3 protein-coding genes are annotated in these 2,680 nt (G+C 68.3%); 1 reads left to right on the forward strand and 2 read right to left on the reverse strand.

Annotated elements, in window-relative coordinates; translation table 11 throughout:
- Positions 1–471 (forward strand): ABC-type transport auxiliary lipoprotein family protein (locus VJS38_RS14715; protein ID WP_324088901.1); only part of this gene is annotated, 471 nt, incomplete at its 5' end.
- Positions 472–597: 126 nt separating this feature from the next.
- Here VJS38_RS14715 and VJS38_RS14720 read toward each other — a convergent pair.
- Together VJS38_RS14720 and folD are read right to left on the reverse strand one after the other, a co-directional pair.
- A protein-coding gene (locus VJS38_RS14720; RefSeq protein WP_324088902.1) for an IS630 family transposase occupies positions 598–1,540 on the reverse strand; the annotation gives its coding sequence in 2 pieces (ribosomal slippage) (positions 598–1,203 and positions 1,205–1,540; 942 coding nt in all).
- An 85-nt stretch (positions 1,541–1,625) separates the two neighbouring features.
- Positions 1,626–2,525 carry a bifunctional methylenetetrahydrofolate dehydrogenase/methenyltetrahydrofolate cyclohydrolase FolD gene (folD, locus tag VJS38_RS14725; protein ID WP_324088903.1) on the reverse strand — a complete coding sequence of 300 codons (900 nt, stop codon included), beginning with the start codon at positions 2,523–2,525 and terminating at the stop codon, positions 1,626–1,628.
- Positions 2,526–2,680 lie beyond the last annotated feature (155 nt).

The raw sequence follows: 2,680 nt of genomic DNA on the forward strand, positions 1-2,680 counted from the left end.
GTCGGCGTGCTCAAGCTCAACACCAGTTTCAGCCGGACGGTGAGCGGCGACCGGATCCTCGGCATCACCGGTTCCCGCGCCGCCTTCCTGGCCGGCAGCCGTTGGACCGGACCGGCCAGCGTCCTGTTCGACGAAGCCGTCGCCCGCGTCTTCGACGGCGAAGACGGCGTCGCGCGGTTGATCACACGGGGCGAGGCCGGCAAGGCTTCCTTCGTCCTGCGGCTCGACGTGCGCGACTTCGCGGCGGTCTATCTGAGCGGGCCCAAGGCGGCGCCGACGGTGGTGGTGCGCATGCGCGCGGTGCTGATCCGTGCGAACGACCGCAGCCTGGCCGGCGAGAAGATGTTCGAGGCCCGGGTGCGCGCCGGCGAGAACCGGGTCGGCGCCATCGTCGAGGCCTTCAACGAGGCGGTCGGCGGGACTTTGACGGAATTGGTCGGGTGGACGGACGTCGTGGCCGCCGCCGGCTAGAACGTGACAGCTTCAAGTGGATACCGGTTGAAGCGCCCGTCACACTCTAAACCTATGAAGATAGAACCTTTTTGTCCGTTTCAGATGATCCCATCTGAAACGGAAAGGGTCTAGAGCGGGACTCCATTACACGGAACCGTACCCGGCGTTGGCGAGGTAGTTCGCGCACTCCTGGGGGCTGAAGCGGTCGAGGAGTTGGCCGGCTTTGCGCCAGGTGGCCTCGATGTCCCTGGGCTGGGCCTGGCGCATCAGGTGCTTGAGCTTGGCGAAGACCTGCTCGATCGGATTGAGATCGGGGCTGTAGGGCGGCAGGAAGATGAGGTGAGCGTCCCTGGCGCGGATGGCGGCGCGAGCCGCCTTTCCCTTGTGGCTGCCGAGGTTGTCCATGATCACCACGTCGCCGGACTGGAGCACGGGGGCCAGGATCTTCTCGACGTAGAGCAGGAAGGCCTCGCCGTTGATCGGGCCGTCGAGGACGAAGGGGGCGTCGATCCTGTCGTGCCTGAGCGCCGCGATGAAGGTCAGGGTCTTCCAGTGGCCATGGGGCGCATAAGCTCTTAGGCGCCGGCCGCGCGGCCCCCACCCGCGCAGGGGCGCCATGTTGGTCTTGATCCAGGTCTCGTCGATGAACACCAGGCGCGAGGCCTCGATCCGCCCCTGGTGCGCCCGCCAGCGGGTCCGGCGGCGGGCCACGTCAGGCCGCGTTTGCTCCTCGGGCAGCAGCGTTTTTTTTGAAGCTCAGCCCCTCGGCATGGACGAACACCCAGACCGCCCGCGGCTGGGTCTTGATCCCTCGCTCGGCAAGCTCCGCCGTCAGCCCCCGCAACGTGAACGGACCCGCCGCGATCCGCCGCCGAAGCCACTCGGCGACCTCGCCAGACAGCGTCCGCGGCTTATAGCCTCCGACCTGGGCCGGAGCCGCAGACCCGGTCTCCCGCTCCCGTCGCGTCCACTTCGACACGCACGAAGGACTTATCTTCAGCGCCGCTGCGATCTCCCGGTGGGTCTCCCCCGCCGCCTTCCGCGCCAGCGCCCGCTCGCGCAGATCCATCGAATAGGGAGCCGTCATCCGTGCTGGCCTCCCGCCCAGCACGAACGATGAATCAGATCGCCGCTGATTTGAGAATCCCGATTCCGTCAGATCGGGTCACGCTCTAGCGCTCGCCTATCCCCCGCAGCCGCTTGGCGGCGGTGACCGTGTTCTTGAGCAGGCAAGCGACAGTCATCAGCCCCACCCCGCCCGGCACCGGCGTGATCGCGCCGGCGACCTGCGCGGCCGATCTGAAATGGACGTCGCCGACCACCTTGGTCTTGCCCTGCGCGGCCTTCACCGGATCGCGGAACGGGACGCGGTTGATGCCGACGTCGATCACCGTCGCGCCGGGCTTGATCCAGTCGCCGCGCACCATTTCCGGCCGGCCGACCGCGGCCACGACAATGTCGGCCTCGCGTACGACATCGGGCAGGTCGCGCGTGCGCGAATGGGCGATGGTCACTGTGCAGTCGGCGGCCAGGAGCAGTTGCGCCACCGGCTTGCCGACCAGGACCGAGCGGCCGATCACCACCGCCCGCTTGCCGCTGAGGTCGCCCAGGGTCTCGCGCAGCATGATCATACAGCCCAGCGGCGTGCAGGGCGTCAGCGCCGGCAGGCCGCTGGCCAGGCGCCCGGCGTTGACCACATGGAGCCCGTCGACGTCCTTGTCGGGATCGATCGCCGCCAGCACGCACCGCTCGTCCAGCCCTTCGGGCAGGGGCAACTGCACCAATATGCCGTGGATCGCCGGATCGGCGTTCAGCTCGCCGATCAGGGCCAGCAGCTCGGCCTGGCCGGTGTCGGCGCCGAGCCGGTGGGTGAGCGAATGCATGCCCACCGCCAGGGAATGCTCGCCCTTGGAACGGACATAGATTTCGCTGGCCGGATCGGCGCCGACCAGTACGACGGCCAGGCCGGGCCGCAGGTTGTGGGACCTCTTCAGCTGCGCTACCTCCTGGGCCACCTCGGCGCGCAGTCGCTCGGCCAGGATCTTGCCGTCGATGATCTGGGCCTGGGGCATCGGGGTCTCCGCAGCGGGGACCTCCGACTAGCCGTTCAACCTTCGCCGCGCAACGCGGCAGGATGCAAGATGACCAAGTTCGGCAAGGCCTTCACCAAGTTCGCCACCGCGACCGCCCGGGCGACCGGCCGGCCGTTGAGCTTCGCCATCTGCTG

This window comes from Phenylobacterium sp. (assembly GCF_035276905.1).
Taxonomy (GTDB): Bacteria; Pseudomonadota; Alphaproteobacteria; order Caulobacterales; family Caulobacteraceae; genus Phenylobacterium.

Excerpts from the sequence above, each read along its gene's own strand:
- folD (WP_324088903.1), bottom strand. The coding sequence starts at position 2,525 with ATGCCCCAGGCCCAGATCATCGACGGCAAGATCCTGGCCGAGCGACTG.